Source organism: Fimbriimonas ginsengisoli Gsoil 348, from assembly GCF_000724625.1.
Taxonomy (GTDB): domain Bacteria; phylum Armatimonadota; class Fimbriimonadia; order Fimbriimonadales; family Fimbriimonadaceae; genus Fimbriimonas; species Fimbriimonas ginsengisoli.
This window is the reverse complement of record NZ_CP007139.1, coordinates 2,532,916-2,558,844: the sequence shown is the minus strand read 5'-3', so window position 1 is coordinate 2,558,844 and position 25,929 is coordinate 2,532,916. Positions and strand designations below refer to the sequence as shown.

25 protein-coding genes and 1 tRNA gene are annotated in these 25,929 nt (G+C 62.5%); 11 read left to right on the top strand and 15 right to left on the bottom strand.

The genetic code is table 11. From position 1 onward, the window contains the following. The first annotated feature begins 17 nt into the window (after positions 1-17). Positions 18-488: a GNAT family N-acetyltransferase gene (locus OP10G_RS24510; protein WP_025225690.1), complete on the top strand. Its 471-nt coding sequence runs from the start codon at positions 18-20 to the stop codon at positions 486-488. A 30-nt stretch (positions 489-518) separates the two neighbouring features. Here OP10G_RS24510 and selD read toward each other — a convergent pair whose 3' ends face one another. The 3 genes from selD to OP10G_RS11750 are packed head-to-tail and all read right to left on the bottom strand — an operon-like array spanning position 519 to position 2,744. Further along, positions 519-1,523, bottom strand: coding sequence for a selenide, water dikinase SelD (selD, locus tag OP10G_RS11760; protein ID WP_084179132.1), 1,005 nt, complete (start codon positions 1,521-1,523; stop codon positions 519-521). A 19-nt stretch (positions 1,524-1,542) separates the two neighbouring features. Further along, positions 1,543-2,148, bottom strand: a complete 606-nt coding sequence (locus OP10G_RS24505; RefSeq protein WP_084179130.1) for a transposase — start codon at positions 2,146-2,148, stop codon at positions 1,543-1,545. Between the two features lie 47 nt (positions 2,149-2,195). After that, positions 2,196-2,744 (bottom strand): DinB family protein, encoded by a 549-nt coding sequence (locus OP10G_RS11750; RefSeq protein WP_038473030.1) that lies wholly within the window; start codon positions 2,742-2,744, stop codon positions 2,196-2,198. A gap of 75 nt (positions 2,745-2,819) precedes the next feature. Between OP10G_RS11750 and OP10G_RS11745 the strand changes: the two genes are divergently transcribed. Next, positions 2,820-3,503, top strand: a complete 684-nt coding sequence (locus tag OP10G_RS11745) for a basic secretory protein-like protein (RefSeq protein WP_025225694.1) — start codon at positions 2,820-2,822, stop codon at positions 3,501-3,503. A gap of 114 nt (positions 3,504-3,617) precedes the next feature. Here OP10G_RS11745 and OP10G_RS11740 read toward each other — a convergent pair whose 3' ends face one another. Next, on the bottom strand, positions 3,618-4,130 hold the full coding sequence (locus OP10G_RS11740; protein ID WP_144241111.1) for a DivIVA domain-containing protein: 513 nt from the start codon (positions 4,128-4,130) through the stop codon (positions 3,618-3,620). A 173-nt stretch (positions 4,131-4,303) separates the two neighbouring features. On the opposite strand from OP10G_RS11740, the gene OP10G_RS11735 reads away from it, so the two are divergent. Continuing rightward, on the top strand, positions 4,304-4,624 hold the full coding sequence (locus OP10G_RS11735) for a hypothetical protein (protein ID WP_038473027.1): 321 nt from the start codon (positions 4,304-4,306) through the stop codon (positions 4,622-4,624). Positions 4,625-4,725: 101 nt separating this feature from the next. Here the strand turns inward: OP10G_RS11735 and OP10G_RS11730 are convergent, their stop codons facing one another. The 3 genes from OP10G_RS11730 to OP10G_RS11720 form a co-directional block, all read right to left on the bottom strand. Next, positions 4,726-7,668, bottom strand: a complete 2,943-nt coding sequence (locus OP10G_RS11730; protein WP_144241110.1) for a PAS domain S-box protein — start codon at positions 7,666-7,668, stop codon at positions 4,726-4,728. Between the two features lie 648 nt (positions 7,669-8,316). Beyond that, a tRNA-Ser gene (locus OP10G_RS11725) sits at positions 8,317-8,404 on the bottom strand. A gap of 41 nt (positions 8,405-8,445) precedes the next feature. Then, entirely contained in the window at positions 8,446-10,473 is a 2,028-nt protein-coding gene (locus tag OP10G_RS11720; protein ID WP_084179127.1) for a DUF255 domain-containing protein, read from the bottom strand. A gap of 36 nt (positions 10,474-10,509) precedes the next feature. Here OP10G_RS11720 and gatC point away from each other — a divergent pair, with 36 nt between their 5' ends. Genes gatC through OP10G_RS11705 form a run of 3 tightly spaced genes read left to right on the top strand, consistent with a single transcriptional unit; the run spans position 10,510 to position 13,074 of the window. Continuing rightward, positions 10,510-10,800 carry an Asp-tRNA(Asn)/Glu-tRNA(Gln) amidotransferase subunit GatC gene (gatC, locus tag OP10G_RS11715; RefSeq protein WP_025225699.1) on the top strand — a complete coding sequence of 97 codons (291 nt, stop codon included), beginning with the start codon at positions 10,510-10,512 and terminating at the stop codon, positions 10,798-10,800. A gap of 4 nt (positions 10,801-10,804) precedes the next feature. After that, positions 10,805-12,259: an Asp-tRNA(Asn)/Glu-tRNA(Gln) amidotransferase subunit GatA gene (gene gatA, locus OP10G_RS11710; RefSeq protein WP_038473022.1), complete on the top strand. Its 1,455-nt coding sequence runs from the start codon at positions 10,805-10,807 to the stop codon at positions 12,257-12,259. Between the two features lie 11 nt (positions 12,260-12,270). Next, the gene (locus OP10G_RS11705; protein WP_038473020.1) at positions 12,271-13,074 is read left to right on the top strand and encodes a hypothetical protein; all 804 of its coding nucleotides are present in this window, start codon (positions 12,271-12,273) and stop codon (positions 13,072-13,074) included. A 175-nt stretch (positions 13,075-13,249) separates the two neighbouring features. Here the strand turns inward: OP10G_RS11705 and OP10G_RS11700 are convergent, their stop codons facing one another. Continuing rightward, positions 13,250-13,456 carry a hypothetical protein gene (locus OP10G_RS11700; RefSeq protein ID WP_025225701.1) on the bottom strand — a complete coding sequence of 69 codons (207 nt, stop codon included), beginning with the start codon at positions 13,454-13,456 and terminating at the stop codon, positions 13,250-13,252. 2 nt (positions 13,457-13,458) lie between these two features. Then, positions 13,459-13,731: a hypothetical protein gene (locus OP10G_RS11695; protein ID WP_025225702.1), complete on the bottom strand. Its 273-nt coding sequence runs from the start codon at positions 13,729-13,731 to the stop codon at positions 13,459-13,461. A gap of 175 nt (positions 13,732-13,906) precedes the next feature. Between OP10G_RS11695 and OP10G_RS25780 the strand changes: the two genes are divergently transcribed. Together OP10G_RS25780 and OP10G_RS24500 are read left to right on the top strand one after the other, a co-directional pair. Then, a complete protein-coding gene (locus tag OP10G_RS25780) occupies positions 13,907-16,381 on the top strand; it encodes an extracellular solute-binding protein (protein WP_158409206.1) in 2,475 nt (824 codons plus the stop codon). Continuing rightward, complete coding sequence (locus OP10G_RS24500) at positions 16,378-18,120, top strand: carbohydrate ABC transporter permease (protein ID WP_025225704.1); 1,743 nt, start codon at positions 16,378-16,380, stop codon at positions 18,118-18,120. The genes OP10G_RS25780 and OP10G_RS24500 overlap by 4 nt, the downstream gene beginning before the upstream one ends. Here the strand turns inward: OP10G_RS24500 and add are convergent. Then, positions 18,092-19,036, bottom strand: a complete 945-nt coding sequence (add, locus tag OP10G_RS24495; RefSeq protein ID WP_158409205.1) for an adenosine deaminase — start codon at positions 19,034-19,036, stop codon at positions 18,092-18,094. The two genes, OP10G_RS24500 and add, sit on opposite strands and share 29 nt — an antisense overlap. 35 nt (positions 19,037-19,071) lie before the next feature. On the opposite strand from add, the gene OP10G_RS11675 reads away from it, so the two are divergent. Beyond that, positions 19,072-19,860, top strand: a complete 789-nt coding sequence (locus OP10G_RS11675; RefSeq protein WP_025225706.1) for a class I SAM-dependent methyltransferase — start codon at positions 19,072-19,074, stop codon at positions 19,858-19,860. Positions 19,861-19,952: 92 nt separating this feature from the next. Here OP10G_RS11675 and OP10G_RS11670 read toward each other — a convergent pair whose 3' ends face one another. Continuing rightward, positions 19,953-20,348, bottom strand: a complete 396-nt coding sequence (locus OP10G_RS11670; RefSeq protein WP_144241109.1) for a hypothetical protein — start codon at positions 20,346-20,348, stop codon at positions 19,953-19,955. A 91-nt stretch (positions 20,349-20,439) separates the two neighbouring features. Further along, positions 20,440-21,426: a protease complex subunit PrcB family protein gene (locus OP10G_RS11665; protein WP_025225708.1), complete on the bottom strand. Its 987-nt coding sequence runs from the start codon at positions 21,424-21,426 to the stop codon at positions 20,440-20,442. Positions 21,427-21,528: 102 nt separating this feature from the next. Here OP10G_RS11665 and OP10G_RS11660 point away from each other — a divergent pair, with 102 nt between their 5' ends. After that, positions 21,529-22,746: an acyltransferase family protein gene (locus tag OP10G_RS11660; RefSeq protein WP_025225709.1), complete on the top strand. Its 1,218-nt coding sequence runs from the start codon at positions 21,529-21,531 to the stop codon at positions 22,744-22,746. Here OP10G_RS11660 and OP10G_RS11655 read toward each other — a convergent pair. From OP10G_RS11655 to mobA, 3 genes are read right to left on the bottom strand one after another with little or no spacing between them, the layout of a single operon-like run. Next, a complete protein-coding gene (locus OP10G_RS11655) occupies positions 22,743-23,717 on the bottom strand; it encodes a tetratricopeptide repeat protein (protein ID WP_084179122.1) in 975 nt (324 codons plus the stop codon). The two genes, OP10G_RS11660 and OP10G_RS11655, sit on opposite strands and share 4 nt — an antisense overlap. 58 nt (positions 23,718-23,775) lie before the next feature. After that, positions 23,776-24,954, bottom strand: a complete 1,179-nt coding sequence (locus OP10G_RS11650; RefSeq protein WP_025225711.1) for a molybdopterin molybdotransferase MoeA — start codon at positions 24,952-24,954, stop codon at positions 23,776-23,778. Then, positions 24,948-25,517: a molybdenum cofactor guanylyltransferase gene (mobA, locus tag OP10G_RS11645; RefSeq protein WP_025225712.1), complete on the bottom strand. Its 570-nt coding sequence runs from the start codon at positions 25,515-25,517 to the stop codon at positions 24,948-24,950. Before mobA ends, OP10G_RS11650 begins: the two co-directional genes overlap by 7 nt. A gap of 41 nt (positions 25,518-25,558) precedes the next feature. Here mobA and OP10G_RS11640 point away from each other — a divergent pair, with 41 nt between their 5' ends. Then, positions 25,559-25,888 carry a carboxymuconolactone decarboxylase family protein gene (locus OP10G_RS11640; protein ID WP_025225713.1) on the top strand — a complete coding sequence of 110 codons (330 nt, stop codon included), beginning with the start codon at positions 25,559-25,561 and terminating at the stop codon, positions 25,886-25,888. Positions 25,889-25,929: the final 41 nt, after the last annotated feature.

The window sequence follows — 25,929 nt, the reverse complement described above, 5'->3', positions numbered from 1 at the left end:
CGCGTAAAGTTCGGGCTGTGGAGATTCGAAAAGGCATAGACCCACCGGGCCTTTCCGAGTTCGTCAGTCGCGCATTTCTTGCCTCCCCGGTGTTTGCCGGGGTCGATGAGGTGCGCTACCAACCGGAGCGGATCGCTTTATCGCTAGCGAAGGGCGAGGCGCTCCTCGCCTATGACGGTGGCCGGCTCGTCGGTTCGGTCACCCTCTTCCCTCCCGACCATGCCAGCGCCTGTGAGGCGTTCCGCACCAACCCGCAAGTCGGTCTCCTTGCCGTCGACCCAAACCTCGGTGGACGAGGGATTGGCGCATTCCTGATGGACGCCATCGAGCGCGAAGCATCCGCAAACCACGAAAAGCTCGCCCTCTCCGTTACCGAACGGGGAACGGCCTTGATCGCCATGTACGAACGCCGGGGGTACGAGCGAGTCGGCTCATTCACCTGGCCCCAGGCAATCTCCCCCAGCCTGATCATGATTCGTCAGCTGTAGCATCGCCTCCCAAGCGATGAGCAGAACGGTTCATCGCCTGGGAGGCGATGCTACGTGAATCCTTGGATCCCCGGCCATCGCGCGTCCGATTCGGACGGCGCCGGCAATCGGCACTCGGGAGAATAGGGCGAGGCCGCCGCTGGTCTGCGGATCAAGAACGACTTGTCGAAGCCACCCCGGCACGGCTTCATCAAACCGAAGGGAGTCTCCTAGGAACTCTCGATTCCGTCCTGCGCCGCCGGTGACGTGCCCCTCCGCGATCATTCGCTCGACACCCTCGAAAACCGGCAGAGAGGCCGCATCGATCTCGATCGTCACACCGCTTCCCTTTGCAACGTTGAACAGGTGTCCAGCCAGACCGAACCCCGTAATGTCCGTCGCGCAACGAACTCCCGCCGCCAAACCTGCCTCGCACGCGGCCCGATTCAACGTTCGCATCGAATCGATGGCTGCCTCCAACTCCTCGGGCAAAGCCGCGTCGTTCTTGGCGGCCGTGGTCACGATCCCCGTGCCCAGCGGCTTGCTCAGCCAAATCTCGTCCCCCAGCTGCGCATGCGTGTTCGCGAACGTCCGCGCCGGGTCGATCAGCCCCGTCACCGCCATTCCGAATTTCGGCTCGGCATCTTCCACGCTGTGCCCCCCTGCCACTACCGCCCCCGCTTCGATCGTTTTGTCTGCCATCCCGCGCAACACCTCCGCCCAAACCTCGGGCGGAGCCGCCGCCGGCGAGAAGCAAGCGATGTTCAGCACCGTCAGCGGGCGGCCCCCCATCGCGTACACATCGCTCAGCGCGTTCGCCGCTGCAATCTGGCCATACGCATACGGGTCGTCGACCACCGGCGTGAAGAAGTCCACCGTCTGCACCAGTGCAAGACCTTCAGACAGCATAAAGATTCCCGCGTCGTCGGACGTTTCAAAGCCGACGAGCAGGCTGGGATTGGCTGAGCTCGGTATTCGACGGAGAACCTCCGCCAACTGGGTAGGCCCCAGCTTAGATGCTCAACCAGCGCAGGAGACGAGGTGGGTCAGACGCACGGAAGCAGGTTACCGCGCCTTACTGCATCGTTAACCCGGGCGCCTTCATCCGGCTCTCTTCGCCCGCGAACGGCCACTCGTGGAGACCGGCTTGCTCCGGGTTGCTCGCCACGGTCGCCCGGATGCGGGCGAACTCGACCGGGTGGTCGACCTCGTGGTCGATGACGTCCGGATGCCAAAGACCGCCCGCGCGGCGAAGCTCCTGGTTAACCCGCCGGGTCGTCTCCGTCTTCCACTCTTGCAGTACATCGCCGATGTCGCGCCGCCCCAGCGGCGTTACCAAAGCGTGCAAGTGGTTCGGCATCACGCTCCACGCGTGAAGCCGGTACCGCTCGCCGTCCCCGTTCCAGAGAACGCTCTCGACTAGACCGGCGGCCCGCTCATCGGAAAGCACACAGCTTCCGCGACCGGAATCCAGAAAGCGCTCGACCTTACCGATCGTGCGTTGAACGAGGGTCCGCTCTTCGTCCGGATCCAGCGGACGCCCTTTCATTTCGGAAAGCATATGGAGCCGGCGGTCCACATCGTCGTGCCACGCCGCCATGACCGTTCGCGGAAGCGCGTCGGTAAGTCGAAGGGTCACATAGTGGGGGCAGCTTTGGCGAGCCGCCGTTTCCGGTTCCATCGCACTCCCCAGTATAAGAGCGAAAAGCCGTGATCTGACTTTAAAAGCTACACATTATCGGTCGGCTCGACGATGGCCGGAACGGTAAGGTGCCCCCCGAGAATGGTGAGCTCCAAAGGAATCACCCCTTGCATCGCGAGGAGTTCGCTAAGTTGGCCGCCGTGGTAGATATCGTGGGCCATGATCCGCCAGATCGTCCATTGGCGGGAAACCGCGTATGTAGTGCCCTGATATCCGTGCGGGTACGTCGCGGCTAGATCCTCGACGCTCCACTGCCTAAGCGTCGCATCGACCATCACCCAGGTTCGACGAAGCCACTCGGCCAGCTCGTCCGCATCGAACGGGGCTCCGCCGGCCTGCCGGGCTTCGATTTCCTTCTGAAGCTCTGCGCTGCCGGGGGCGGGGAGGCGCCGGAACCAATCGACGCGGCCGGCGCTGATGTGCCAGAAGATCTCGCCCACCGTTCTCATTTCCGTCGACGAGCGGAACGCTAGATGTTCGCTCGATAAACCGTCGAGCGCCGAGATCAGGCTTTGGTTGAAACCTTCCCAGCCTTTGTAAACGAACGCGAGCGAATGAATATTTGAGGGCGCCACAGACACCTCATAGCCCGTGGACGCCCTCAAAGTCAACATTGACTTCTACCTATCCGCGTCTTCTACGGTGATTCTATGTTCACGCTTCCGCTCGCCCTACTCCTTATGCAGGCTAAAACGGTCGATCTCGACCGATATGTGTATCCGCTGAGCAAGCCGCTTCGAGCGCCACGCATTACCGTGGACGTGAAGGACGCCCCCGACATGGCGGCCTGGGGAGCGAAGGCTCAGAAACTGGCCACTGATTGGTTCCCTGCTCTCACCAGTTGGCTGGCCACCGAGGGCTACCATCCGCCCCGCCGGCTCCGGTTCGTGTTTCGGAATAAACAGGACGCCCCGGCTTACGCCACCGGCGACGAAATTTCGTTCAACGCGGCCTGGATCCGGCAGCACCCCGACGATCTCGGCATGGTGATCCACGAGATGACCCATATCGTGCAGCACTACCCGGACAACAAGGCCGATACCGGGTGGCTTGTCGAGGGAATCGCCGACTACACCCGATGGTGGCGATACGAGCCGGAAGCGCCGCGCACGAAGATCAACTTCGAAAAGGCGACCTACCACGACGCTTACCGAACCACCGCCTACTTCCTGGCTTGGGTCGGCAAGAAGTACGACCTGCGCCTCGTCCCCGCGCTCGACCGGGCACTTAGGAAGGGGCTGGATCCGATGCCGCTGTTCGCCTCCACGACCGGGAAGACCGCTGAAGAGCTATGGAAGGAGTTCGCCGCCGACCCGATGGTTTGGAAGCGATAGTCTCTCCAAACCAGTAGCGTCGGCGCCCTCGCCGATGATCCTGCTGTACCTTCGGTACAGCAGGCGAAACACGTAGATGCCAGCGACACGGCTTTGCCCTCTGGGGCTGACGCCTTAAACTCGGGTTCGCTCGCGGTTGACCGGGAGGGGGGCTTCTTTTTGAGGCTGGAGGGCCTGTTTGCCCCCTTCGACGCTGGTCATCACCTTGCCGACGACCCCTTCGAGTTGGGTGAGGACGTCGTAGGCGTACTTCTCGGCGCCTCGGCGAGTTTGCATCGCATCGCGATCGGCGGCGTTGCGGATCTCTTCGCTTTGAGCCTTGCTCAGCTTTAGGATCTCGCTTTCGTGGACCATCTTCTCTTGCTGAAGACGAGCCTGCTCCAGGAGCCGCTCGGCTTCTTTCTTCGCCTCGGCCATCACGCGCTCCGCTTCTTTGCGGGCGCTCTCCACGGTCATGGTGGCGTCCTCGCGGGCAGTGTCGATGATGCGCTCGGATTCCCGAACGGTGTTGACGGCGCTCTTCAACTCTTGGGGCAAAGAGGCGCGCACCTTCGCGATCTGCATGCTGATCTCGTCGCGGTTCAGCCCCCACGTGACCGGCCCGAAATGCGGGGTAGCTTCGATCATCTTGCCGAGATCTTCGAGGAGTCGCAGAATATCCATTGCGTTGCCCGGCCCCCGGTATCGGAGCCAGTTTATTGTGACACCTTTCCCGGCCCACGTCTAGAAAAGAAAAGCAGGGGGCGCAGGGAACGCATGTGGTGGCGCAGGCGAGTCAAACTGGTGAGCGAGACCTGCTCATGTTGAAGCTGTCCTTAGACCGCAAGTTCCCGTTCATCCACGCCCAGGACGCCGAATTGCGGCGTCAGATGGAGATCCTCCGGAAGGAGACCGAGCGCCTGCGGGCAAAGGTGGTCGAGGTCCAACACACCAAGAGCGAAGCGCTGAAACAGGCCGAGTCGCTTCGGAAGGAGAAGGAGCGGCTACGAGTAAAGTCCGGGGTTCTGAAGCAAGAGCTTGAGCAGGCGCGGAAGGCGAACGAACAGCTTCAAGAAAAGATAGTGGCGTTGAAAGCAGAGAACGAGCGGCTAAACCAACTGCGTTCAAAACGGCCGCGGTAAGGCGGTTTCGGTCCTCAGCACTTGGGGGGGTCGGCATCGGGACGGGGCACGGGCGGGCCGCCCGAGATACCCACGGGCGAGCCGCCCGTGCCACCCCGGGGTTAAGCTAGGGTGAACCAGAAGGTGGCGCCTTTGCCGGGCTCGGAACGAGCCCAGACTTGGCCTTGGTGGCGCTCGACGATCCGCCGGACGGTAGCGAGGCCGATGCCGGTGCCTTTGAACTCTTCCTCCCGGTGAAGACGGTGGAACGGTTGAAAGAGGCGTGTCGAGTGGGCCATGTCGAAGCCGACGCCGAGGTCCGAGACAAAGAATCCTTTCGAATCTTTGCCGACTCGAATGATCCCTCCGTCTGGGGAGAACTTGGCGGCGTTCTCGAGTAGATTCTGCGCGACGAGCCGGATCAGGCGGAGGTCCCCTTCCGTAGACAAACCGGGCTGGATCTCGAAATGCAGGCCGGCGGGAGTGGCGATCGACTCGGAGACCTCCGTAAACAGCTTCGAGAGGTTGATCGGAACCCGCTCGATCTCTTGGCGACCCACACGGGAGAGCTGCAGCAGGTCGTCGATCAGCATCGCAAGCTTCTTCGCCGATTCGCTCTGACGATCGAGCACTCGGCGCGCTTCCGCAGGCAAGGAGCCTCCGAAATCCTCTTCCAAGATGCGTGCGGAAGCCGCAATGGCGCGAAGCGGGGCTCGGAGGTCGTGGGAGACGGAATAACTAAAGCTCTCCTGCTCCCGATAGGCGGCCTCCAATTCCGCGGTTCGTTCGCGGACGAGCCGTTCGAGGGTGCGCTCCTGCTCTTTTTGATCGTGGATGTCCGTCACCACGCCGTACCAGCGCACCACCCGTCCCTCGCTGTCGCGAATCGGCTTCGCCATGGTTCGGCACCAGCGATACGATCCGTCGCTGGCTCGCAAGCGCCGGGCTTCGGTTTCGTAGGAGGTTCCGGTCGCCAAGGCGCCGTTCCAAGCCTCGATGAGCGATTCCAAATCCTCGGGATGGACGCTGGACATCCACTGCCCTTCGGAGATCTGAGTCGCGTTTAGACCAAGGAACTCCAGATACTGCGGGTTGCAATAGTCCGTGTTCCCATCCGCATCCGCGCCGAAGATGAACTGGGGGATCGATTCGGCGATCGTTCGGAAACGGTCCTCGCTCTGTCGCAAAGCCTCCGCCGACTCCACAATGGACGTCACGTCCTCTAATAGCAAAACGACTTCGGTCAGCTCGCCCCCGGCGCCAATGACCGGATAGGCTCTAGACTCGACCCATCGCGCGCGGCCGACGCGTCCGGTCTCCGCAGGGTCGTACAGCATCGGCGGTATTCGAACCGGATTGCCGCCGAACGCCTTTTCGATATAGGCCGAGAACCCCTTCTCGAATAGCTGCGGGTCTTGGCGGATGTTGTAGCCGGCCAAGTTCTTGAGATCGGCATCCCAGAGGAGCTGCCAGGCCCGGTTGGCGGTGAGGGCGAGGCCGTCGGGAGCGAACGTTTGAATAGAAACCGGCGACTGCTCAATGAGGGACCTTAACCGGCTCTCGCTTCCGCGAAGCGCTTCCTCGGCCTCTTTCCGCTCGGTCACGTCGATTCCAATCCCGTACAGCCAGACGGGGGCACCGGCCTCGTCGTAGATCGCCTTCCCCCGCCCCTCCATCCACCCGTGCGTACCGTCGGAGCGGCGGAATCGGAATTCGACCGCGTAATCGTTGCCGGTTTCGACGGCGGTTCGGACCGCTCCCGCGATCTTGCTCTGATCCTCCTCGAACACGTACTCGAAGAACGCCCCTTCGTTTCCTTGGAACGCGCCCGGGGCCAATCCAAACAGCGCCTCCAACTCGGGCGACCACTGAACCTCGTCGGAGGAACGGCTCCACCAACCGAGGCGGCCCCCCTTCATCGCCAGGCTAAGGGCCTCCTGAATCTGGCGAAGCCGTTCCTCCGACGATTTGCTGGCGTGGATATCTTCGGTGGTGCCGTACCAGCGGAGGATCGCTCCATCGGAGTCGCGGCGGGCTACTGCCCTCGTCCGTACCCACCGGTACTCGCCCCCACGGGCACGGACGCGGTGAAGATAATCGAACGGCTCTCCCGAGGCAAGCGACTGGCCCCATCGCTCGATCATCCCCGGCGCGTCGTCCGGATGGAGCACCGTCATTTGACTTGCCGCCGCCTCCTCCTTCGACATACCGGTGAATTCCAGCCACTGGCTTCCGAATTCATAGATCATGCCGTCGGGTCCCGCTAACCACGGAATCTGGGGGCTAGATTCCACGCGAAACCGGTGGTGGTCTTCGCTTTCCACCAGCGACTGGCGGGCGAGAACCTCCTCGTGGACGTCGCTCGAAGTCCCGATCCAGCCAAGCGGCTGGCCGTCGTTGCCAGATAACGGGGCGGGGTGGACCCTAAACCAGCGAAATTCCCCGTCGTGACGCTTAAGCCTAAGCTCATAGGGGACCGGTTGTCCCGTTTCGCGGGTGCGGGCCATCCCTCGCATGACGGCGGGCAGATCGCTAGGATGGATCGCGTCTCGGATTTGCTCCAGATCCATTCCGTCGCTCCCCGTGTACTCGCGCCACCGGGCGTTGATGTACATCATCGCGCCGTTCGGATGAGTAGCCCAGGCGATATGGGGGATCGCGTCGATCAGCCGGCGAAGCCACTCACCCCTCTCGGTTTGCTCTCGTTCGGCGGTCTTTTGCTGGGTGATATCGCGAAAATAGAGGTGGAGGTAATCGCCGGAGGGGTAGACGTTAACGTCGATCCAGACCTCCGATTTAGGATAGAAGTATTCGAAGCGGACCGGCACACCGGTGCGAAACGCCCGCTCGTACGACTCCTCGACGACGGTGCCGCGCATGTCGGGCCAGAGATCCCAGTGGTTCTTGCCGACGAACCCTTCGTATCCTTTTCCACTGGCCTCCGCGAGGGCACGGTTGATGAATACGATGTCGTACGATCGGTCGAGCGCAACGAAGAGCTCGGCCATGCTGTCGAGCACGTCTCGGGCTTCCGGCGTCTCCCACAGCGGCCGCCCCGTTGCCACCCCGCCGACGTCGTTCTGGATCTGACTCAGTTGGCTCTCCCCAGCCGCGGTCAGTTGACCGCTTTAACGAAGTATATACCGGGGGTTGGCGGTTGGCGGTTGGCGGTTGGCAGTTAGGAGGCTCTGTTCCAACTCGGGGGATCATGGCTATCGATTAATGCTTCGAGAGTGACCCGTAGCCCGAGGATTTATCCCCGGCGAGACCTTGAACCGCGGCTAAAGCCACTGCCTACGGGAGAGCATTCATTGCCGTCGCGCCCCCTCCAGACGCGCCGTCTGGAGGGATCGGTAACAACGGAAAGGGCGAAACGGGAGTGGTGAAACGTGGACGGCTGGGTTCGTTTTCGTTCGGCTTAGGTTCAAACCTGGGTTCGTTCCGGATTTTTCTAGTTTCGGCAGCGATGGTGATAAATGCAGGCGGGGCGAAATCGCTAATGATTGATCCTACCGCAAAAAGGGTAGACATTTGACTAGTCTTCGCTTTGCGGAGGCCAGCCTGGAGACCGGCGGTCCAGGGGGCTAATACTGTTTAGATATGGATGAACGGGAGGCTTCTACTCGGGCGGGCCGCCCGAGATACCCACGGGCGAGCCGCCCGTGCCACTTTAACTAAACGGTATTGGTCCAGGAGCTTGGGTCTAGAGAAGGTGGCGGAGAGGGAGGGATTCGAACCCTCGAAGAGTTGCCCCTTACCGCATTTCGAGTGCGGCGCACTAGACCACTATGCGACCTCTCCGGGGGAGATTATGCCTTAAATAGGGGCGTGGTTTCGCGGGCTTAACCCAGGTCAAGGGTGGCGGGGAGGCGGCGCCAGGCTTCGTCGGCACTCATAGGGCCCGAGATCGAGCCTCGGATGAGGTAGACGCCGGGCTTCTTATGCTGCAGCTCGGGGCGGACGCGGCCGAAGGCGGGGGCAACGAGGCGGGTGGGGAGGCGGCCGGCGATCTCATCGGCAAGCTCCTGCGCCTTGGGTCCGACGCAAATGAGGCAAGCGTCGTCGGTTGCCTCGGCGGCAGCGGCGAAGAATCCGGCAGTTTCGACCCCGGCGGACGCAGCTAGCGAAGCGAACAGGTTCACCGTCTCGTGAGCTTCCCGCTGAAGGTCAAGCCCCTCCGGGGTCGGCCCAAGCAGCCGCCCATACGAGAGCATCAGGCGAGCCGCCCGTGAGGTGCAAGAGCCATGGAGGTTATCCATGATCTCGGGGAAGGCGGTTCCGGGAACGATCGGTCTTTCGCTTGGAGGCGTAAGGATGAAGACTCCCCGCCGGCGGCCGCGGAAGAGCTTTCTTGCCCGCTCCAATACCCCGAGGCCAGCCTCGAAGGCAGCGGGGTTACCGGTTGCCAAGTAATCCTGCAGGCGTACGTCGGCATAGGCGAGATAGTCGCCCAAGTACCCGGGCTGGGGATAGTCGGCGAGGCTTCTCGAAACATCGACGCCGGTCCTCAGGGGCTCCAGCGATTCGACCAAGCGGATGGCATGTTTGAGCCGGATCGGGTCGCGCCAGATTCGGGCGGTAGCGATCATTCGCGCCGCGCAGCCGAGGCTCGCATCGGCGAGGCCGGGGTCGAGGCGCTCGGGGTCGGGACCAGAGGTGGGGCGGAGAAGGTTGAGAACGGCATCGGTCCGACGGTCGGAGCGGTGCGCGCGTTCCAGGTAAGGGACGGCTTGCGGGTGGCGCGCCACGTCGAGTCCCAGATTGGCGACCGCCCACTCGCGAAGTGGGGGCGAGAGCGCTTCCCTTGCCCGGCGGGCGGAAACGCTGTATCGGGGGCTTCGCAGGGTATCGGCCGCTTGGCCGGGCTGACCGATGGAGATTCCCTTGTCGGTCCAAGCGTAGGTCGAGAGATAGTCCCACGTCTCTTCGGCGAACCGCCTGGCCATCGCATCGCCGGTAAGGGCCGCCGTCTCAGTGAGCGCCTGCATAATCTGAGCGTTCTCGGTCGCAAGTTTCTCGAATTCGACGCGGCCGCCGTCGGTCAGCAACGTGTGAAAGAAGCCACCGTCGAGGAGATCGGCCAGCGGAGAGCGCAGGACCACCGCCTCGCCGCTGCGTACGCTGACGAAGTCGCCGGTAGCGAGAAGGTAGCGCCAGGTCCAGGGTTGGGGATGAAGCATCCCACGCTCCTCCCATCCGGTCGACGCTCCGATTCGCAGAGATTCGCTGTAACGGGCGAAGGGCACGGCGGCGCCTCCGGTGAGAGAGGCGAGAAGATGGCCTTCTCCCTCCTGTGCCGCGGCGACGGCCGTAGGGCCGTTCGTGGAGAGCTCGTCGAACCGGCGACGGAGGTCGATCAAGACGGGGAGTACGGCGTTTGAGTCGAACGAATCGTTCCCGTTAATGCGAGCGAAGAATTGATAGGGCCTTCCGGTTTGATCGAGAGCCCAAAGCTGCAGATCCGGCTGGAATCGGACCCGCAGCCGGGAAAACGGGAGGAAGGCGTTCATCCACTCCGGTCTCGCGGCGCCATCCACGCGAAGGCAGGTGAAGTTCCGGCTGAGGTAGATCGCGACTTCGGTGGACGCAAAGGTCATCGCATCGAGGGTCTTTCCGACGGACGAAGTGGGGGAGCCGATCAAGAGCAGGATCGGTCGACCGGCCCGGCGAGCCTCGGCCATCGAATCGGCGGTCAGCGGTTTCCAATCGACCGGCTCGGTAGAGGCTTGGCGAGAAAATGCGTCGACTTCGCGCGCCATACGATTCGCCGGGCGTGGGGGGATTTGGGGGCGAAGGAACGTCGCGATGAATCCGAGGAGGCATAAAATTGCGACGACCGACGTCACAACTCCGTATCCTGGCCGATGCATCCCCTCTGATTATGGCGCTGTGCTAAACTCAAGCTCATGTCGATCTCAATCGATGAGGTCCGGCACGTCGCCCGCTTGGCCCGCCTGGACCTCGACGACGCCGAGATCTTTTCCCTCCAAGGTGAGCTCAATGCGCTGCTCGGGCATTTCGGCGACATCCAGGACATCGACACGACCGGCATTGAGCCACGATCTCATGCGGTGGTGATTCAGAACGTCTGGTCGGAAGATGAGCCGCGGATCGGCCTGCCACGTGAGTCAGCATTGAAGAACGCGCCCGTTTCGCGCGCCGGTCTCTTCGTCGTCCCACTAATTATCGAGGATTAAGCCGGTGGCGATCACCCACCTTTCCGCCGCCGAACTCGGTCGCCGCATTGCCTCTCGCGAGCTATCGTGCGTCGAGGTAGCGACCGCCTTTCTCGATCGGATCGAGTCCCAAGACGCTGCCTACGGCGCGTTTTTGAAGGTCGACCGAGCGGGAGCGCTCGAATCCGCCGAGCGGGCACAGACTTTGGTCGACCGGGGTGAGGGAGGCGCTTTGACGGGGGTGCCGATCGCGCTCAAGGACAATATGTCCACCACCGGGCTGGAAACGACGTGCGCGTCGAAGATTTTGAAAGGGTACGTGCCGCCGTTCGACGCAACGGTCGTGAGCCGGCTCCGCGAGATGGGGATGCCGATCCTCGGCAAGACGAATCTCGACGAATTCGCGATGGGGACATCGACGGAGAACTCGGCGTTCCAGCTTACGCGCAACCCTTGGGATACCGAGCGTTCGCCGGGTGGAAGCTCAGGCGGGTCGGCGGCGGCGGTCGCGGCGGAACTCGCGCCTTTGTCTCTCGGCTCGGATACCGGCGGGTCGATTCGGCAGCCGGCGGCGTTGTGCGGAGTCGTCGGGTTCAAGCCGACGTACGGACGGTGCTCCCGGTACGGGTTAATCGCTTTCGGCTCGAGTCTCGACCAGATCGGGCCGTTCGCGCGAAACGTGGAAGATTGCGCGCTGATCGCTTCGGCCATAACGGGCCACGATCCGATGGACGGCACGTCGCTGGAAATGGCGCCGATTTCCAGCGAAGGGATTAAGAACGGGTCTCTGAAGGGGCTGCGCGTGGCGTTGCCGAAGGAAATGTTCGGAGAGGCGACCCACTCGGAGGTCGCGGCGGCGGTTCATGCCGCGGCGGAAGCGATGCGACAGGAGGGGGCAATCGTCGAGGAGGTGTCGATCCCGACGATCTCCCTGGGAGTCACCACCTACTACATCATCGCGCCGGCAGAGGCGAGCAGCAATCTGGCGCGGTTCGATGGGATCCGGTACGGCTTTCGGGCCGAGGGGACCGGGCACATCGGCGTGGTGGAGCGGACGCGGGCCGAGGGATTCGGTCATGAGGTCAAGAGCCGCATCATGGTAGGCACCTACGCGCTCAGCGCGGGCTACTACGACGCTTACTACCTGCGGGCGCAACAGGTTCGGACGCTGATGCAGCAGGAGTTCGAACGAACCTTCCGGGATTTCGACGTGGTGCTGTCGCCCACGAGTCCGATTCCGGCATTTCGGTTGGGTGAGCTGAAAAACGACCCGATGGCGCTCAAGCTGCTCGACTTCTGCACGATTCCCGCGAATCTTGGGGGGATGCCGGGGATCTCGCTGAACTGCGGATTTGCCGAGGGATTGCCGGTCGGTCTACAACTGATGGCGCCGGTAATGCAGGACGAGCGGTTGCTCCAGATCGCCTTTAGCGTCGAATCGATCTTGCCGAACGCCACGCGGCGGCCACCGATACCGTAAGGAAAGCGGAGATGGACGACATTCGCCGCCGCGATCTGCAGTTGTTCTTTCGAGAGCTGGTAGATCCGATGCGCCTGATCTTCACGATCGCTTCTATGGTGGCGGTTTGGATGATCTCCCACTCTAGCCGCGGGCCGGTATTCGCTTTCGCCAGCCTGTTTGTGATCCTGTTGTCGCTGGGAATCGTTTCCTGGAACGCCGCGCAGACAAAACGGTTTCACGACCGCCGGATGGCGGCGCTCTGGCAGGGATGCCACGACCGGCTGATGCGGCTGGAGGAGGTGCTGAAGAAGATGCGCCGCGACCAGATCGCCGACTTACGCGAGATGCCGCAGACGATGCGGTCGGTCGCGCAGACCCTTTACCGGGCGCTTCGGCGGGCGGATATGGTGTCCCACGAAGTGATGTCGACCGAGCGCGGGATGCTGAACCAGCCGCCGGCTTGGTCGGCGGGCTCGAACGACCCGCAGTCTCGGGAGCTTTACCGCCTGGCGGATAAGAACATCGCCGAGTACCGGACCCACTTCGCGGGGGTCATGGCGGGGGTGCAGCGGACGGAGGCGCAGAGCGCGGTCTTCATGACCACGCTCGACACCTTGCGGATGAAAATAATCGGCTACCGGCTGGTCGGTCGTAGCCCGGAGATGGCTTCGCAAGAGTTCTTGGAAGCACTCGCGGAGGCGCGGATGCAGCTTCAGTCGATCGACACCGCGCTGGAGGAGCTAGACCTCGGGCACTATCCCAAAACGATCTCCGTCGTCACCCCGCCGGCCATCCCGGACGACGTGCAACAGCAGTTGAATCAGGGGCAGTGAAGGCAGGGTCTTGGGGTGTTGTCAGCCGAGGGCATTAACACAGATGAGACGTATTGGTCTCCTGGGACTCATGGGTCCTATGAGTCCCATCAGAGATAGCGGGAGATAGCACGCCGGATGTTGCGAGGCGCTCCGCGCGGAAGAAAAGCGCGAAGGGCTTCGCGCACTCCAAAGGCTATTCTTCTTCGTCGGGGATCTCTTCGATCTCGATGTCTTCGTCGTCGTCGACGGACTTCACCTTCGGTTCGACGTCGAGGGAGACGAAGGCGATGTTTTTGGTCTGCCGGTTCGGGCAGTTGTTGCACACGAAGTCGACCTTCGTGCCCCGGAGCCAGTCCGGTACTTTCTCAATCTGTTTTCCGCAACTGCTGCAGTGAATCATGCTTAGGGTTCCGTGGGAGTCTCGGTAGGATGTTCCTCTTCATATTGCTGGACCGTCTGCTTGTGGCTGACGTAGCCGTTGATCAGCATAATCGCCGCCGCCAAGAGGTAGAGGAGGAAAAGGTTGCTTTCCTTCTTCTGGCCCGGGTCCCGGATGGCATGGTCGCCGCCCAGGAACGGGAGGCCGATCAGGCTGATGATAAAAAGGATTCCGGCGATCCAGAAGTAAGTGTTCTTATACCAAACTGGTTTGGGAAGGGTTTTCTTCTGAGTCACCGCCCACTAGGATACCTGGCGTTGAGCGTTGAGCGTTGGGCGTTGGGCGTTGGGCGTTGGGCGTGAAGCGTGAAGCGTGAGGCGTAAGGAAAGGGTAATGGGCAAAGCTAGCTCACGCCTCACGCCTCACGCCTCACGCCTCACCTTCCCCGTGGTGTACAGTGACTCTCATTCGATGAGAAGCGTACGTAGCTTTCTCCCCTTGCTGGGGTGCGCGATTGCCGCAGTGATGGCGGCCGGCACTTCGGCACATGCCCAGGGGGCTAAGAAGCGGGAAATTATTGTCTGGGGCATTGCGATGGATGCCAACGGCAAGGGGCAGGACGCGGTCATCCACGAGTTCGAGCGGCGGCATCCCGACATCAAAGTCCGACTTTTGAGTATGGGGGCCGGCAACATGGACCCCCAGAAGCTGATGACGAGCATCGTGGGGAATGTCGCCCCCGACATCATCAACCAAGACCGCTTCACCCTGAGCGACTGGGCGAGCCGAGGCGCTTTCCGCTCGCTCGACGACCTGATCGAGCGGGACAAGAACGAGCCGCTCAGCCCGAAGAAAGAGCAGTACTACCCGGCGGCTTGGAGCGAGGCGCAGTACGAGGGGAAAATTTACGGCATCCCCACCGGCGCCGACGACCGGTTGCTCTACTACAACAAGAAGATTTTCAGGGAAAGCGCGGACAAGCTGCGAGCGGCCGGCTGCGACCCGGACCGGGCGCCGCGAACCTGGCCGGAGCTGATCAAATACAGCCGCGCTCTGACGGAGTGGAACTCCGACGGGACGCTGAAGCGGGTCGGTTTCGCGCCGAACTACGGCAACGCCTGGCTCTACATCTACGCCTTCGAAAACAACGCCAGTTTCATGTCCGCAGATGGGCGCAAGTGCACCCTGGATACCCCGCCCGCGGAAGAAGCGCTGCAGTTCATGGTGGACGGCTACGACGCGCTCAAGAAGGACCCGCAGGACTCACGGAGCGGCTACGAGGTCTCGAAAGCGTTCGAGTCCGGCTTTCTTCAGAAGGAGAACGACTCGTTCCTCCTGGGCAAGGTCGCGATGAAGATCGACGGCAACTGGATCCTCGCCGATCCCCTGGGCCGGTACGGATTGGATCTCGATTTCGCCACCGCGCCCCCACCCGTACCGGAGGATCGTTACAACCATAAGGGACGGTTCGCCAACGAGAAGGACCAGTTCATCACCTGGATCGGCGGTTACTCGCTTTGCATCCCCAAAGGAGCCAAGAATCCGAAGGACGCGTGGGAGTACATCAAATTTGCCACGAGCACGGAAGGGCGGGTTCTTCAGGCCAAGGCTCAGCAAGCGTGGGAAAAGCACCGCGGCCGATTCTACGTCCCGGGGGTTTCGGCCAGCAGCGAGGCGAACGCGGTCATTTTCCAGCAGTTCCGTCCGGCCGACAAGAAATTCGCCGACGCGCTGAAGATGCACATCGACATGATGCCGGTGGGACGAATCCGGCCGGCGACCTTTGTGGGCCAGATGCTCTGGAATGAGCACACCACGGCACTGGAGACCGCGTGTCTCCATAAGGCTTCCCCGAAAGACTCTCTTCTCTCGGGTCAGGCTACGGTGCAGCGCGACCTCGACGCGTTCTACGACCGGGCGCAGCATCCGATCGTCGACCTCGGCATCCTTCCGAAGGTCTTCTCCGCCCTCACCCTCGCCGCCATCTGCGCGCTGATCATATGGTTCACCCGGCTGCGGCTGGGAAGGCTCGAGCGGAACGAGGCGAAGTGGGCCTACCTGTTTATCTCGCCATGGGTCATCGGCTTCTTGGCGTTGACGCTTGGACCGATGCTCGCGTCGCTCTTCTTTAGTTTCACTCAGTACGACGTTCTCAACGAGGCTCGATGGGTGGGATTTAAGAACTTCGCCGACCTATTCGGCGCGGATCGTGACCGGATCTTCAAGGCGTTTGGGAACGCGGTCTACCTTGGAGGGATCGGAGTTCCGCTCGGGCTATTTACCGGCCTCTCCGTGGCGTTGCTTCTGAACACGGCAGCCAAGGGGATGAGGTTCTACCGAACCCTGTTCTACATTCCCGCGATCGTGCCGACGATCGCGAGCGCGGTGCTCTGGACCTGGGTGCTGACGCCGGATGCCAACAAGGGGTTGATCAACTCGTACTGGACGCACACTCTGACGCCGTGGCTGGGAGTTGCGCCGCCGGCGTGGCTTCAATCGGCGGACTGGTCCAAGAACGCCCTGATCGTGCAAGGGATCTGGGGAGCCGGGAGCGGGATGCTCCTTTGGCTCGCGGGCCTAAAAGGGGTTTCGCCGACGCTGTATGAAGCATCGGGGATCGACGGGGCGACGCCGAAGCAGCAGTTCTGGAAGATCACGTTCCCCCAGCTCAGTCCGATTATCTTTTTCAACACGGTTATGGGGTTCATTGGGGCGATGCAGGAGTTCGACCGATCCTACGCGATGAAGCCCTCATCCGACGGTCCGATCGGCCCGGATAACTCCATGCTGACGCCGGTCTACGTCTTGTTCCAAAACGGGTTTACGTTCTTTAAGATGGGATACGCCTCCGCCATCGCCTGGCTTATATTCGCGATCATCGTCGCCCTGACCTTCACCCAGTTCCGGCTCGCTCCGAAGTGGGTCCACTACGAGGCGGAGAAGTGAGCGCGAACCTGGTTTACGCAGTAGGGACGCTTGCGAGTTGGGCGGGATGGTTCCTCTTCTTTCGGGCGATCGTACTGATCGCACAGATGTTCGGCGATAAGAGGCGAGTCAGTTCTGGGCTGGCCGGGACGGCCGTCGCCGCGGGGGTCTGTTTCGTTGTGGCGAGCCTGATGAAGATGCAGCCCGACGCCGCGGCGACCTCGGCGAGCGCGCCGGGAGTATGGCGATTCCCGCTGGTCTGGTTCGTGATGCCTTGGACGGCCTGGTTGGGCATTATCGCCCTCGTCTTCGTGATCTGGCGGTCCCTCCAGGCCGGAATGGCGATGGATTCCAAGGAGCGAATGGTCCGCCTTCAGTCGGCCGGGCTTTGGCTAGCGGCGGGCCTCGTCTTTGCCTGGCTCTATAAATCCGATCCGGGCAGCAAGATCGAGGTGCTCAAGGGCGGCATCGGGTTGAAGCCCGACACCGCGATTGCGATCCTTCTGTTTGCCGTAGCCGGTACGGTGGCCATGGTGCTCGCGGGACGCGGCGCTCAGACACGGGGGTACGGTAAGGCGATCGTCGCCCAGGCCGCCCTCTTGGCCGGAGCTTTCGTGTTCGGCTTGCCGTTCGCCTTCCTGTTGGTTACGAGCTTTAAAGAGGACCGCGATATGAGCTCGGTCAACGGGATCATCTGGATTCCGCGGGTTCAGGAAACGGTGCCGTTCTTCGACAAAAAGGACCCGTTGTTCGAAGCTCAATACGAGGGGCAGACGGTGCAGGCCTCGATTATCGAAAAGAATCCGGACGGTTCGGTGAAGCTCGACATCCAGAAGCCGATGGCAATTCGGGGGCTCACGTTCGTCGCGCAGCCGTCGCAGCTCAAAGAGATTCCCAAGGAGGCGAACGTCTTCCGGGGCAAGTTTAACGGCGTAGACTTCGTGGGAAAGGTCGTCGAGGAGATGGACGATGGGCGGCGGCGGATCGAGTTCATGCAGCCCCCTTCCCTGGCGGGCCAGCAGTCGCTTTTCGCGCTGGCGGACCTAGATCCGGTTCGGCATATTGGATTGCGGACGCAGAACTATCCGGACGCGCTCGACTTCCTTCCGCCGGAGACGAACCGCGGGATGGTGTATCTCAAGAACACGCTCGTCATCGTCGTGTTCTCGGTAATCGGAACGATCTTGAGCTCCGCGATCGTTGCCTACGCCTTCTCGCGCATGAGGTTCCCCGGCCGGAACGCCCTCTTCACCTTGATGCTAGGCACGATGATGTTGCCGGGCGCGGTGACGATGATGCCGCAGTTCCTCATCTTCCGCGCGTTCGGGTGGATCGATACCTTGATGCCGCTCTGGGTCCCCGCGTTCTTTGGGTCGGCGTTCAACATCTTCCTGCTGCGCCAGTTCTTCATGCAAATTCCGCTGGAGTTGGAAGACGCGGCAAAGATCGACGGCTGCTCGTATCCGAAGACGTTCTGGAGCATCATGATGCCGCAGATCAAACCGGCGCTCGCCGTCATCGCGATCTGGACGTTCGTGGGAGCTTGGAACAACTTCATGGGGCCGCTGATCTACGTGAACTCCCCGGAGAACATGCCCCTCAGCTATGCGCTGAAGCTATTCCAAGGCGATCGGTCGGGTGAGCCCGGCTTGCTGATGGCGTTTGCGACTTTGACCGTCATTCCGGTGCTCGCGCTCTTCTTCTTCTGCCAGCGCTACTTCATCGAAGGGGTTACATTGAGCGGACTGGGCGGCCGGTAAACGCGGCCTCTCGGGCGACGCGGTGTAGCGATTGGACCTCGTCGTCCGAAAGCCGGTGGGTTTCGGCACATTGCCGAAACTCATCGGACAGCCGCACGCCGAAGAAAGTGGGGTCATCGGTATTGAGGCAAACTCGGCAGCCGGCATCGAGAAACTTACGCAGAGGGTGATCCGCTAGCGAGGCAACGGCCCCGGTGCGGACGTTGCTCGTGGGACACGCCTCGATGGCGATTCCCCGTTCGGCGATCGTTTCCAGCAGCGCCGGGTCCTCGGCCGCGCGGGTGCCGTGGCCGATTCGGTCTACCTTCAGCAGGTTTACGCATGCCCACACACTCTCGGGGCCGGCGGCTTCGCCGGCATGCGCGGTGAGCCCGAGGCCCTGGTCTCGGGCGAACGCGTAAATCTCGGTGTAGGGCGCGGCCGGGTAGTTGGCCTCGTCACCTCCCAAGTTGATCCCGGCGATATTGAGGTGGCGGTTTTCGGCTGCAAAGCGGGCGGCTTTCCAGCCGGCTTCCGGACCGTGGTTTCGGATGAGGTCGACGAGGATCCGCATCTCGATCCCGGTAGCGGTATGAGCCGCGGAATAGCCGCGCGCGATCTCCTCCAGGACGTGGGTCCAGTCTAGGCCGTGGAAGAATGAAGCGGCGCCGAGTGAAATGGTGAGTTCGACGTCGCGGATGCCGTCGTCGGCTAGGTTCGCCAACGCGGCTTCCGTGAGAAAAGCGTAATCTTCCGCCGCCTTCATATAGGTGAGGAAGTGCTTGAAGCGGCTTAGGAAGTCGGAAAACCCTTCGAAGCGGATGAACTCCTTCACTCGCTCAGGGTCGCCCAGCTCAGGGTGGCCGTGCCGTCGGTAGATCTCGGCCATCGCTTTGATCGGCACGGCGCCTTCGAGGTGTATGTGAAGTTCGGTCATGTCCATTTGCGATGCCGCGCCGGTAGGCTTAGGGTGTGAGCAACTCTATCCACCAGCTCGTCACCGATCAGTTTGCGCCGACGGCGGCTTCGTATGCCGTGAGCGCCGTCCACGGCAACGCGCAGGCGCTAGCGGAATTGGTGGCCTTGGTCGATCCGAAGCCGACTGACGAGGTGCTGGACGTCGCCACTGGCGCAGGGCACGTCGCCTTGGCATTCGCGCCCCGGGTGGCCAAGGTGGTGGCGTACGACCTGACGCCGTCCATGTTGGAACAGACCCTGGCGAGCGCCCGCGGGCGGGGCCTCTCAAACATTGAGACGCAGCAGGGTACGGCGGAGAAGCTTCCGTTCGCAGATGCTTCGTTCGATATATACACGGTCAGGTTGGCGCCGCACCATTTCGCCGATACGGCGGAGTCGGTTCGCGAAGCGGCGCGGGTGCTCCGTCCGGGTGGGCGGTATCTCGTGGTCGACACGGCCTCGCCCGAAGATGCCGGGCTCGCGGTGGAGCTCGACGAGATCGAACGCTTGCGCGATCCCTCGCACGTGCATAACTACTCGCCGTCCGAGTGGCGTCAGATGGTCGAGGATGCCGGGCTGACCGTCGAGCACGAAGCGAACAGCTTCTGCGACGAAGGTCGGGCGATGGATTTCGACGACTGGGTAATCCGCATGCGCACTCCGGAGGACGCGGTCACCGAGTTGAGGAGGCGATTCACGCAGGCCTCGCCGGAGCTCCGGCGGCTGCTGGACATCTCCATCGACGGAAATCGGATCGGGTTCCGGCTGCCCCAGGTAACAATGCTGGCACGTAAAGCAGGGTAGCCATCGCGCTATGGCGACGGCTACCCGATTCCAGAAGGCTACAGGGGCGGGCCGCCCCTGATACGCATGGGCGAGCCGCCCATGCCACTTCCCTAGTTCGCGCGGACGAACTGGTAGTACTTCTTACCGTTCTTCCAAACCGTCTTGCGGTTGTAGCGGTGGCCGTTCCGCACGATGGATCGGCGGCTGAAGAGTTGGGCTCGTTGGCGCTCCATGTTGCTTTGGCTCTTGCGGTCCTGCTCGTAGCGCCATGCCGAATAGGCGCCGCCGCCGAGTCCGGCGATGGTGAGGACTTTGTCCCCCTTGAGTAGGCCATAGACACCGACGGCCGCGCCGGCGAGGCCGAGATTTCGCCAAGTGTTCTTCTGCTTTTGTCGATTCTTGAGCTGGGACTGGGTCTGGGCGTTTGCCGCCAACGGCGCGAAGCCGACCGCCGCAATCGTGCCCAGGGCCACCATTTTTGTAATGCTCGTATTAAGGTTGATCATCTTGTTCACCTCACTTCGCCACGCGGAGAAGCTGTAGTGGGTTCGACGCCCGGAACTCGGACATGTTCGCGTGGACCTAGGTCTAACGGGCTCAATCGCCGTCGTTGTAGCGGAGGTCGCCATTCCCTTCGCGCTGGGTGACGTCGATGTTGAACTGGGAGATCTCCCGCTGAACCTTGATGACAACCCATGGGGTCGTGGATCGATGACGGACGCGGGCGCCCGCGACCGGAATCTCTTCCACGGCGCGGATGACGCCGTAGACGCCGTGGCGCTCCACATTGATCACTTTGATATCGAAGCCGGTGGTCGGGCGCTGGCCGAGATTGATGGCCACGAGGCGATACTTCATCCAATCCACGCCACCAGGCGCGGTCTGGGGAGGGTCGCCGGTGATCTTTTCCCAACACCGCTGCCAGTCGGACAGGTTGTTGAGGGTCACCATTCCGGCAGCCGCAACTTTCGATCGGCGACCGGATTGGAACGATGACCAATCGGCCTGGAACCTCGGATCGACGAATCCGCCGCCGCCCTGACGGTCGTAGTTGGCGGGGTTGTAGCGGAAGAGCCCCGGACCGTAGACCGAAACGCCGCCGTTAGACCCGCCTTCCTGCTGCGACATACTCAGCGAAAGCTGAGCGGCCGAGCGGTCGACTTTGATGATCACGTACGGGCTGGTGATGTGCTCGCTCACCCACTGACCCTGCGGCGGCTTCTGTTCTACGGCGTAAACGGTTCCGTAGACTCCGTTCTTCACTACGTTCTGGACCACCACGGAATACCCGCCAGTGGGGCGCTGGCCGATGTTGATCGCCACCAGCTTCTCCTTCATCCAGTTGACGCCGATCGGGGCGGTTTGGGGCGCTTGGCCGGTGGCGTTCATCCAGTACATCTGGAGATCGTTCTGCGAATTCAGAATCTGGAACGATGATTGCTTGAACTGCGACACCGTTCCGCTGGTCAGCACCGACCAGTTAAGCTGGTTCTGTGGGTTCCAGGGCTTGATGTTGACCTGAGCACCCGACAATGCGGCCGCCGCGACGGCGAAGAGGGCGAAGGCGGAGCGCAAGGCGTTCATGAGTTTCCTGACGGTTCGACGGCGAACCGGTTTCGCATTCCTGTCCAATTTAGGGCAACCGGGCGCGGGAGCCGCGTTACCCCTTCCATACTATTCTGTACCATGCGGCGACGTCCGGCCCTTGCAAGCCTGCCCGTCACGCGCCTGCCGTTTCTGGAGGCGCTGCGTGGTATCGCGGCCCTCTACGTAGTTTTAGGGCATATTTGCACCCTGGCCGACCCGCGGCGCCTGCTCGGGATGACCGACCACGCTCCGATCTGGCTGCAGACGGTGATGCGTCCGTTTGCCTTCGGCCATCTCGCGGTGGCGGCGTTTATCGTCATCTCGGGCTACTGTCTACAGTTGTCGCTCTTCTCCCGGGCGGACGGCACCATCGGCAACCTTGGGAACTTCTACCGGCGTCGGGCGCTCCGGATTCTGCCCGCTTACTACGCCTGCCTCGCTTTTTCCCTGATCGTTTGCGTAACGGTCACCGGGGCGCATCCCGAGCTCTCGCGGTTCCTTCCCGTGAATACCGGGACGGTGCTTTCCCACCTCTTCATGGTCCACAACTTCAGCGAGGAGTGGATGTACAAGCTGAACGGCGTGCTTTGGAGCATCGCCATCGAGGCGCAGCTTTACGTGCTGTTTCCGCTCTTGGTCCTGAGCTTTACCCGGTTCGGCCGGTGGACCACCCTGGCGGGGGCGAGCGGCTTGGCGCTGGTTGCGATGAAGTTCGTACCCCATGCGCCAAAGTTGTATCCCTGGTTCCTCGCCCTGTTCGTCTTGGGAATGCTAGCCGCGCACCTGGCGTACCGTCCGAGTCTCAAGCTCGGGAGCCGGCCGATCCTTGGCTGGATCGCTTTTCTAGGAGGGGCCGCCGCCACGGTGTGGAGCGTGACCCATGGCGACGTGCTAGCGTGGGGGGACGCGGCGATCGCGGTGACGGTAGCAGCGCTCTGCTTCGTGTTGACCACGTCGGAGCAAGGCGCGCTGATCAGCCTGGTATCAAGGCCAAAGCTGGTGGCGCTCGGCGGCTTTTCCTATTCGCTCTATCTGATGCACCATCCGATTCTGCAGGTCGTTTATGGGCTGAGACCGACGGGGATCACCGGCGAGACCGCCATCTTTTTCTACCTTTTGGCAGCCGGTTTGCCGGTCGTCTTGTTCGGCACCTGGCTCTTCTCGCTCTATTTCGAGCGGCCATTCATGCCTCAGCGGGCGGTGACCCGGCACGAGCTGCACCCCGGGCTGGTTCCGATTCGACTACCGCTGAAGACGTACCATCCCTCCCGGTTAGAACTCGCCGCGCGGCGAGAGGCGGAGCCGGCGGTCGCTTAGCTCAGGTATCCGCGGACTCTTCGAAGCTCCTGGCTCGCGATCGGGTGGTCCGGGCTCAGGCTTTGCGCCTTTTGAAATGCGGCGATCGCCTCGAGGCCGTTTCCCAATAGACGGTGGGCGAGGCCGGCCTGGGCGTAGGCGTCCGCCGATGCGGGATTGATACGCAGGGCCTCTCGAAGCTGATCGAGCGCCTCCCCCGGCCGCCCGAGGGCGATGAGAACTCGCCCGAGCTTGCACCGAACGTCGGCAAATCCGGGGGCGAGGGCGGTTGCCCGACGGTATTCCTCGGCGGCCTCTTCGAGCAGGCCGTCTCGCATGAAGCTATCGGCGACGCGGGCGTGAAGCGTCGAGTCGCCGTGGCTATTGACCGCCATCGCGGCCAGACACTTGAGGCACCGTTCGCATTCGCCGTCTTGATGGTCCTGGATGGCACGGCGGCAGATGTCCAGTCCGAGGCTTGGCTCCAGCTCGCACGCTTCGCGACATCGGTTGAGCCCCGGCTCGTACTCCGCCGCTTCATACCGGAGCACTCCGTCGAGGAAGATTGCCTCCGGGAAGCGCGGATTAGCGTCGAGGGCTCGGTCTAAGTAAAAGCGAGCGCGGGTCCGGGCGCCGAGAAGGCGGCAGGCGCGGGCCGCGCTCAGGTTCAGGTCCGGGTATCCGGGAAAGAGCTGAAGGGCGGCCTCGAAGTGCTGGAGGGCCGAGAGCGCCAAGCCGGTTCGGAGGCGGTTTTTGCCAAGCTGGGAATGGCTTTCCGCAGTGTAGAAGCGGGATAGTCTCAGCGTGGCAGCGTCGACCGAGTCGTCGCTGAGGCACCTGGCGAACGCTTCGATCGCCTCTTCGTAGGCTCCTTGGTCGAATTCAGCCATGGCCTCATCGAAGACCTCGTCGGCTGAAAATCCGAACCACTTACCTAAGAGAGACATTGCCTTGACCCACCGCGCTATCGGCGCGCTTACGACTTTAGACATTGGTAGACCAAGTGTGGTTTAGGGGGGTTCCTGTCGCTCCTTTATTGAAGCGAAGTGCCTACGGAGCCCAGTCGAGCAAGAGCGCCGAGGCCTTTTCGCCGGACTTTAGCCTTACGGTTCCGGCGGGTAGGCGCACGAGTGCGTCGGCAGTCGCGAGGCCGGTCGCCTCGTTCGAGCCCTGGTGCGGAGTGGGGTAAGCGTGGCCATCGCGGAGGTTGACGCGGACGAATTCGTCCCGCGAATCGCTGCCGCGCATCTCGACCCCGGCCCTGACGGTGAAGATGCCGCCATCCTTCCGCCCCTGAAGCGCCAAGAGGGCCGGGCGGACGAAGAGGCGGAAGGTTACGAGCGAGGAAACCGGGTTGCCCGGAAGGCCAAGGACGAGGGGGCCGCTTTCGCTCTTGCCGAAGAAGACCGGCTTGCCCGGTTTGATCGAGACACGCCAGAAAACCTCGCGAACTCCCAGCGACTCCCAGGTTGGGCGGACGAGGTCGTGATCGCCCACCGAGACGCCGCCGGATGTGACGACGAGGTCGGCGTCGTTCATGGCATCGCGGAGAGTTTCTTTCAATAGGGCAGGATCGTCGGTCGCGCGGAGGATCCGGGTTTCTGCTCCCAGAGCTTGGGCCGCCGCGGCCAGGGCCACGCCGTTGGCGGCGTAGACCGCGCCGGGGGTGAGCGGCTGCCCCGGCTCGACGAGCTCGGTACCGGTCTCCACGACGGTAATGCGTGGGCGGCGGGCAACGGACGCCGAAGCAACGCCGCACATGGCGAGCACTCCAAGAACGGGCGGGGTGACCAGGACTCCCGAGTCGAAGATCCGCGTGCCGGCGGTCAACTCGTCGCCTCGCCGGCGGACATGCTCGCCCACTTTGAGCTTTCCACCGATCGTCACGGAGCCGTTCTCCACCACGCAATCCTCCTGCATCGCAACCGCGTTGACGCCGGCCGGGACTGGGGCGCCCGTAAAGATTCGGATCGTCTCGCCCTTTCCGACGGAGACATTCGTGGGATCCGAGCCGGCTGCCAGCTCGCCTTTGAGGCGGAGCGGGCCTTTGATTGGCAAGCCGACGCCGTATCCGTCGACGGCGGAGTTATCGAAGACCGGGAGGTCGATGGGCGCGACGATCGGCTCGGCAAGGATCCGGCCGGGGAGCATTACGAGTGACTCCGACTCGCTTTGAAGGGGCGCGACGGCATCCAAGATCGTGGACAGGGCTTCTTCGTAGGTCAGCATGGTTTCGGCTCAAGCAAGGCGGCGAGCTCGTCGGGGGTATTCGCGCTTGTCGCCGCCACCGGGTCCAAGCCACTCGATTCGAAATCGCCTTCGGCGACCTCGGCGACTTGGAGGACGTCGAGCCAGGCCATGAGACTGCGCTTCCCCATGGCGGCAACCTCGGCGGCGGCTTCGAAGGCGTTGGACCGGTAGAGTGCGCAGAGTGGTTGGCGATGACCAGAGAGCAGAGGCACGGCGGCATCGGCTCCGCCAAGCTTCAAAGCCAGGAGGTTGACGACGCTCGGCTCGAATCGGGGGAGGTCGCAGGAGGCGACGAAGACGAGCTCATGGCTTGCAGAGAAAGCGGCAAGCGCGGCGAGCGGCCCGCCGAACTTTTCCGCGTCGGCGAGGAAAGCGGCTCCCGGAACCGCCTCTCGGCCGAGAACGGTCACCGGAATTCCGGCCACTGTGAGGGCGGCGACGATTCGTTCGGCTTGGGCGACCCCGTCGATCGGGATCTGCGACTTGTCGGTTCCCATTCGGCGGCTCGCGCCTCCGGTAAGGACGACGGCCTCAATGCTCATGTCCCGACGCTACCTCACCCCGCTCGTGCCACGATTAGGGAATGGGAAAGCTTCCGAAACGGTTTACGGCGTTTGTCGAGACGTACCCGAGGATTGGGGCGGCATACCGGGAGCTGGGTGACGCGGTCGCCGATGCCGGGCCGCTTAGCAATAAGGAGCGATGCCTGGTGAAGCTCGGCTTGGCGATTGGCGCGGGACTCGAGGGAGGAACCCACAGTCAGGCGCGGAAGGCTCTAGAGGCGGGCGCGACTCCGGAGGAGCTTCGCCACGCGGCGCTTCAGGCCTTGACTACGATCGGATTTCCCAACATGATGCGGGGGTTATCGTGGATCGAAGATGTGTTAGGGCAGGAAGGTGAGCCGAAGAGTTAGAACCTGAAGCCATGGAAAACCCTCCAGACGGAGTCTGGAGG

Coding starts and splice junctions, on each gene's coding strand:
- OP10G_RS24505 (WP_084179130.1), bottom strand. CDS start 2,148: ATGGAACCGGAAACGGCGGCTCGCCAAAGCTGCCCCCACTATGTGACC.
- OP10G_RS11745 (WP_025225694.1), top strand. CDS start 2,820: ATGTTCACGCTTCCGCTCGCCCTACTCCTTATGCAGGCTAAAACGGTC.
- OP10G_RS11740 (WP_144241111.1), bottom strand. CDS start 4,130: ATGATCGAAGCTACCCCGCATTTCGGGCCGGTCACGTGGGGGCTGAAC.
- OP10G_RS11735 (WP_038473027.1), top strand. CDS start 4,304: ATGTTGAAGCTGTCCTTAGACCGCAAGTTCCCGTTCATCCACGCCCAG.
- OP10G_RS11720 (WP_084179127.1), bottom strand. CDS start 10,473: ATGCATCGGCCAGGATACGGAGTTGTGACGTCGGTCGTCGCAATTTTA.
- gatC (WP_025225699.1), top strand. CDS start 10,510: ATGTCGATCTCAATCGATGAGGTCCGGCACGTCGCCCGCTTGGCCCGC.
- OP10G_RS11705 (WP_038473020.1), top strand. CDS start 12,271: ATGGACGACATTCGCCGCCGCGATCTGCAGTTGTTCTTTCGAGAGCTG.
- OP10G_RS11700 (WP_025225701.1), bottom strand. CDS start 13,456: ATGATTCACTGCAGCAGTTGCGGAAAACAGATTGAGAAAGTACCGGAC.
- OP10G_RS25780 (WP_158409206.1), top strand. CDS start 13,907: ATGAGAAGCGTACGTAGCTTTCTCCCCTTGCTGGGGTGCGCGATTGCC.
- add (WP_158409205.1), bottom strand. CDS start 19,036: ATGACCGAACTTCACATACACCTCGAAGGCGCCGTGCCGATCAAAGCG.
- OP10G_RS11670 (WP_144241109.1), bottom strand. CDS start 20,348: ATGATCAACCTTAATACGAGCATTACAAAAATGGTGGCCCTGGGCACG.
- OP10G_RS11665 (WP_025225708.1), bottom strand. CDS start 21,426: ATGAACGCCTTGCGCTCCGCCTTCGCCCTCTTCGCCGTCGCGGCGGCC.
- OP10G_RS11660 (WP_025225709.1), top strand. CDS start 21,529: ATGCGGCGACGTCCGGCCCTTGCAAGCCTGCCCGTCACGCGCCTGCCG.
- OP10G_RS11655 (WP_084179122.1), bottom strand. CDS start 23,717: ATGTCTAAAGTCGTAAGCGCGCCGATAGCGCGGTGGGTCAAGGCAATG.
- OP10G_RS11650 (WP_025225711.1), bottom strand. CDS start 24,954: ATGCTGACCTACGAAGAAGCCCTGTCCACGATCTTGGATGCCGTCGCG.
- mobA (WP_025225712.1), bottom strand. CDS start 25,517: ATGAGCATTGAGGCCGTCGTCCTTACCGGAGGCGCGAGCCGCCGAATG.
- OP10G_RS11640 (WP_025225713.1), top strand. CDS start 25,559: ATGGGAAAGCTTCCGAAACGGTTTACGGCGTTTGTCGAGACGTACCCG.